Source organism: Candidatus Rokuibacteriota bacterium, assembly GCA_016209385.1.
GTDB lineage: Bacteria > Methylomirabilota > Methylomirabilia > Rokubacteriales > CSP1-6 > JACQWB01.
Genome location: JACQWB010000245.1, coordinates 1 through 5,797, shown reverse-complemented (window position 1 = coordinate 5,797; position 5,797 = coordinate 1). Strand labels below are relative to the sequence as shown.

The window sequence follows — 5,797 nt, the reverse complement described above, 5'->3', positions numbered from 1 at the left end:
GGATGGGCTACGTGGGGAACTTCGTGGGCCTGGCGGCCCTGATCCCGCTCCCCTTCGCCGGCTACTACCTGGGCCGGGAGGTCTACTCGGCGAGCCCCGTGATGGGGAACAACATGATGGGCGGCGCGTTTTCGTGGACCTTCATCATCCAGGCCGTCCAGAACGGGATGCTTTTCATCGGCGGCAACTACTACCTCTGGGCGGGGATGGGACGGATCGCCGGGGCCGAGCGCTATCAGCCCTACATCAAGTACATCAACGTGATCCTCCTGATCTGCTTCGCGGTCTGGCTCACCCCGCGCAACATCCCGCTCACCGGTGAGGAGCAGATGGCGCTGGGGGGCCAGTTCCATCCCCTCCTCAAGTACTTCGGCCTGATGTCGGCCAAGAACGCGGCGGTGAACTTCATCATCCTCTCTACCTTCTTTTCCTTCCTCCTCTACCGGCGGAGCAACAAGGGGCGGACCCGGCCCTTCGCCGACCACGGCCCCACGGCCCGGCTGGCCCTGGGCCTGGGCGCGGCCGTTTCGATCCTGGTTCTCCTCTGGTACGCGCGGAGCCTTCTCACCCTGGACCCTAAGAGTCTCGACCTCTCCCACGACCGGGCCGGGTATTTCGCCCTTCCGGCCTATCTGCTGCTCGGACAGGCCGGGATGGTCCTCCTCACCGGATTCCTCACCCTCCGGGATCAGGGCAAACTCGCCCAGGCCCTCTTCTTCGCCTCAACCACGCTGGCGTCGGTCTTCGTCCTGGGGGTCTACGGTTTCGTCATCATGGAGAAGGCCAACCCCTTCCTTCGGAACCTCGCGGTGGCCCAGTGGCTCATGGTGATGGTCTGCGTCCTCTGGAACGCCACCATCGACGTCCTCCTCTTCCGCGGGGCCGAGACGGTGGGCGGGATCCGCTGGGGGGAGATGCCGGCGCGCTCCCAATACGCCCTGATCCTTCTCTGCGTGAGCATCGTCATGCTCATGGGGCTGATGGGCTTCATCCGCTCCGGCCTCAGGGAGGACTGGCACGTCTACGGCGTCCTCCAGGACACCTCCGAGTGGGCCTGGACCCCCACCAACGCGTACATGGCGCGGGTCGTGGGCGGCATCGTGCTCCTCTTCCTCGGCCTGGTGGCCTTTGTCTTCTGGCTGGCGGGGCTCGGGGAAAAAGAGGAGCGGCGCGATGAGGTGAGAGCTCCCTCGTGAGGCGCCCTATGTCAGCCGTCGCCCAGCCACTGCACGAGTCCGCGCATGTTCGAGCGCCCACCCACGCCTCCGGCGTGGGTACCCGGCCGGCGCAACCAACTCGGGCCTCGCCTCGTGGCTCTCCTCGCCTGCGGCTCGTCGGCAGCCCCTCGGCTCGAACTGCAACGGGGGGAGGAGTCGGAAGGGGCGGGTACCCGGGCTTCCACGCCGGAGGCGTGGGGGGGCCTGGGTGGCCCCCCTCCGAGGGAACATGAGGCGTCCGTTCCTTGGGGTGGTCGTTTTTACGCTTGCGATGGTGCTCCTCTTCGTCTGGATCGGCGAGGTGATCACGAGAGTCTCCGGGGAAGGGGAGCGTCGCGCGTCGGCAGTCGTCACCGGCGGCGACATCACCCCTGAGGCCGGCGAGGCCATCTTCTGGGGCAGGGGGAAGTGCTACACCTGCCACGCCGTCGGAAATCGCGGCGCGTCCATCCGGGGACCGAACCAGGGGGAGTCGGGTCCGCTGGGGACCGCCATCGGAGCCAGGGCCGAGGCGCGGGCCCGGGAGCGCACCAAGGCCACGGGCAGGCCGTTCACCGCGACTGATTACCTGGTTGAATCGCTACTGGATCCGGGCGCGTACGTCGTAGAGGGGTACAAGAATGAGATGCCTAACCCCATTCGTCCGCCCATCAGCCTGAAGCCTGACGAGGTCAGGGCGGTGATCGCGTACCTCCAGAGCCTGGGGGGAACGGCGGACGTGGCGGCCATCAAGCTTCCGGCCGGCCTGGCGGCTCAGGTCGCTCAGGCGGGGAAGGCGGAGGAGGGGAAGCCTTACCTTCCGGGGGATCCGAAAAAGGGGGAGGAGCTGTTCTTTAACCCGGAGTCCAACGCAGCCTGCGCCAAGTGCCACGCGGTGGACGGGAAAGGCGGCACGGTGGGGCCGGAGCTGACCGGGGTCGCCGGGACCCGGGACACCCGGTTCATCATCGAGTCCATCCTGGAGCCTTCCAAAGACATCGCGTCAGGTTACGAGCCGATCCTCGTCATCACGAAGGAGGGTCAGTACCTCACCGGGATCATCAAGAGGCAAGACGCCAACGTGATCGAGATCGTGGACAGCCAAGGCCGGGCCCATCAGGTCCCCCAAAGCCAGATCCAACAGAAGGCCCCCCAGAAAACCTCGCTCATGCCCGAGAACTTCAAGGAAATCCTCACGGTGGAGGAGTTCCACGATCTCTTGGCTTTTCTCCACACCCTGAAATGAGCCGCCCGCGCCGAATCCCGCTCTTCTGGAGCGTCCTGATTACTCTGTCGGTAGTCTGGCTGCTCCTCGAGTACGCCCTCCCCTATCTCGCCATGTGGGTGGTCGGCAGGGAGCGGCCGATCCCGGTGCCCGGGGCCGCCCGCGTCATGTACCTGCTCCTCGCCCTGGCGGGGACCCTCGTCTACATCACGCGCAGCGATGAGTCGATCCGCGAATTTCTAGGGCCGGTCGTCGGCTTCCTCCGCGGTCCCAATCCCACCGCCCGCAACGCGCGCCTGCTGAGGGTGGCGCGCGTGATCCTCCTCGTCCTCTTCCCGCTGACGGCCGCGGGCTTCGTGTACGCCGGCGCGGTTCCCAGAGTCCGGAGTCCGACCATCCTCAGGATCCAGCACCCGACCATTCCCGGCGCCTACGAGCGGCTGAAGAACCCCTTCCGCGAGCCCGGCGACGACACAGTGCGGAAGTGGATGGCCGACCGGAACGAGAAAGGAACCCTGGAGGAAGGCCGGCTGGCCTTGGAAGAGGCTGCGCTCGCCGAAGGGCGGGTGCTCTTTCAGGTCAACTGCCGTCCGTGCCACGGGGATGCTGCCGACGGTGCGGGCCCCATGGCGTGGGGCTTTCGGCTGAAGCCGGCCAACTTCACCGATCCCGGCACCATTGCGACCGTGGTGGAAGCCTACGCGTTCTGGCGCGTCACCGACGGTGGCCCGGGACTGCCCCCCGAAGGAAGCCCCTGGGACTCGGCGATGCCGGTCTGGCGGAAGGATCTCAGCGACGAGCAGAAGTGGAAGGCGGTCATGGCCGCCTACGACCTGGCGGGTGTCGAGCCCCGAAAGCCGGAAAAGCTCGAGTCCGCCGGTCCGGCGGGGCGCGCGCTGGCGTTTCTCAGAGGGATGACGCCCTCCTCGGCCTGGGCCCAGGCGAGCTCGTCCGGGACCGCCGAGAGCATCGAGAGGGGACGGCGGATCTACGCCAAGCGCTGCGAAGTTTGTCATGGTGACAAAGGCGACGGCCAGGGGCCCGTGGCGCCCTACCTGGACCCGCGCCCCCGCGATTTCACCATGGGCGTCTATAAGTTCCGCACGACCCAGTCCGGTGAGCCGCCCACCGACGAGGACCTTTTTCGCGTGATCTCGCGCGGAGTGCCGGGCACAGCGATGTCGGGCTGGACCACCCTCTCGGAGCAGGACCGATGGGCGGTCATTGCCTACATCAAGAAGTTCGGCGACGCCTTCAAGGAGAAGGGCACGGTGGTCAAGCCGGTCAAAGAGGTGTCGGCCTCACCGGAGGTGATCGCCAGGGGGAAGACACTCTACCAGCAGGCCAAGTGCTGGGAGTGCCACGGCCAGGAGGGGCGCGGTGAGGGGCCGGCAGCCCCGACGCTCAAGGACGACGCCGGGGATTTCATCCAGGCCGGCGACCTGACCAAGGGCTGGCGGATCAAAGGCGGGCGTGAGGCGAGGGATATTTTCATGCGCTTCTCCACCGGGCTGGACGGCACGCCGATGCCTTCCTTCGCCGACTCCTTCAACGAGGAGGACCGCTGGGCCCTGGCCCACTACGTGAAGTCGCTCCAGTCGAGCGAGGAGCCGGGCGCTCCCGTGGTCCTGAAGGCGTCGAAGGTCCGGGGCGAGCTTCCAACCGATCCGAGCGACCCGCGGTGGAAGGACACACGGTTCCTCGCGATCCCGCTGGCCGGCCAGGTGCTGGCCAAGCCGCGCTGGCAAAACCACTCGGTCGATGCCGTGACCGTGCGGGCCTACTACAGCGACACTTCCATCGCGTTTCTCCTGGAGTGGGACGACCGCTTCAAGGACGTGGAGCATCGTCCCGGGCCCGACCCGGAGCTCACGGAGTCCACCTACCCGAAGATCGACCTCCGGAAGGGCCGGGGCGAAAAGCTCCGTGACGCGGTTCGCCTGCAGTTTCCCGTGACGATCCCGCCCGGGCCGGAGCGTCCCCACTTCTTTCTCGGGAACCCGCGCAGGCCGGTCGCCCTGTGGCACTGGCAGGCGGACCTGAACGAGGCCCGGAAGGACGCGGTCGTGAAGGAGCTGGCCGCGGGCTTCGAGAAACCGATCAAGGCCCAGGCCGACGCCGCCCAGGACGTGAAAGCCCGGGGCGTCTGGAAGGACGGACGGTGGAGAGTCGTCATGGTCCGGTCCCTCGTGCCGAAAGATACCGGCACGGATGTGACCTTCCAGGTTGGAAGACTGATCCCCTTGGCCGTGCAAGCCTGGGATGGCTCGAACGGCGAGAAGGGGCTCATGATGTCGCTATCGTCGTGGAACTACGTGGTGCTCGAAGCCCCCGCGCCGGTAACCGCTTACGTCTACTCACTGCTCGCCATCGGTTTCGTGGGGATGTTCGAGTGGTGGCTGATCCGGCGAGCCCGCCGGTAAGCAGAGATCTCGAGCCCCCTCAGCTCGGGCTGCCCCCCCTGACGTGGGGCACGTGGGGCGGGCGTGCCCCAACCCCGAGCGACGTAAGCACGTCTCAGCTCCTGGCGGGTCTCGTAACTCCTTGAAAACGCGGTCAGAGATCCCCCTCCTTCATGGAGGTGGGATTGGCACCGGCGTTGCTTGGCTTCGAGGGAAAAGGCTGAGGCGGGAGCGGCGCTGACCGCGATCCCGTGAGAGCCACGCCATGGCCCGCAATCTTCGCTACCCCGGCATCCCCGGCACGGCCGACGGCTCCGAGATGGTCGTCTGGGTGGAGACCCACATCTCGCAGGGAGCGTGCGCCTACCCGATCACCTCGTCCACCAGCATGGGCGCCGGCTATCAGGCGGCCCAGGCCAACGGCAAGAAGAATCTCTGGGGCGAGCCGCTGTTCTTCCTCGAACTGGAGTCCGAGCACTCCTCGGCCTCCACCTGCGAGGGCTTCGCTCTGGCGGGCGGCCGCGTGACCAACTTTACGTCGGGCCAGGGGCTGGTGCTGATGAAGGAGGTGCTCTACACGATCGCCGGGAAGCGGCTGCCGGTGGTCTTTCACGTCGGGGCCCGGGCGCTGACCTCTCAGGGGCTGAACGTCCACTGCGGTCACGATGACGTCATGGCCGTGGCCGACACGGGCTGGGGAATCCTCTTCGCGATGAACGGCCAGGCGGCCGGCGACCTGGCCCTCATCGCCCGCCGCGCGGCCGAGGAGTCCGAGACCCCGTTCCTCAGCGTCCAGGACGGCTTTCTCACCACCCACACCGTCGAGAACGTCCTGCTGCCCGAACCGGAGCTGATGCGAGAGTTCGTCGATGACCCCTATGCGATGACCCGGCTCCGGAACCTGATGAACCCGGCCCGGCCGATCATGTCCGGCGTGGTCCAGAACCAGGACGCCTACATGAAGGGGAAGATCG

At 66.9% G+C, this 5,797-nt stretch carries 4 protein-coding genes; all 4 read left to right on the top strand.

Features of this window, described 5'->3' with window-relative positions; translation table 11 throughout:
- Window positions 1–1,196: hypothetical protein (locus HY726_18425; GenBank protein ID MBI4610972.1), on the top strand; the 1,196-nt coding region annotated here is incomplete at its 5' end.
- Window positions 1,197–1,446: 250 nt separating this feature from the next.
- The gene (locus tag HY726_18420; GenBank protein ID MBI4610971.1) at window positions 1,447–2,442 is read left to right on the top strand and encodes a c-type cytochrome; all 996 of its coding nucleotides are present in this window, start codon (window positions 1,447–1,449) and stop codon (window positions 2,440–2,442) included.
- Window positions 2,439–4,844 carry a c-type cytochrome gene (locus HY726_18415; GenBank protein ID MBI4610970.1) on the top strand — a complete coding sequence of 802 codons (2,406 nt, stop codon included), beginning with the start codon at window positions 2,439–2,441 and terminating at the stop codon, window positions 4,842–4,844. The genes HY726_18420 and HY726_18415 overlap by 4 nt, the downstream gene beginning before the upstream one ends.
- A 244-nt stretch (window positions 4,845–5,088) precedes the next feature.
- The coding region (locus tag HY726_18410) for a pyruvate ferredoxin oxidoreductase (GenBank protein MBI4610969.1) at window positions 5,089–5,797 on the top strand (709 nt) is incomplete at its 3' end.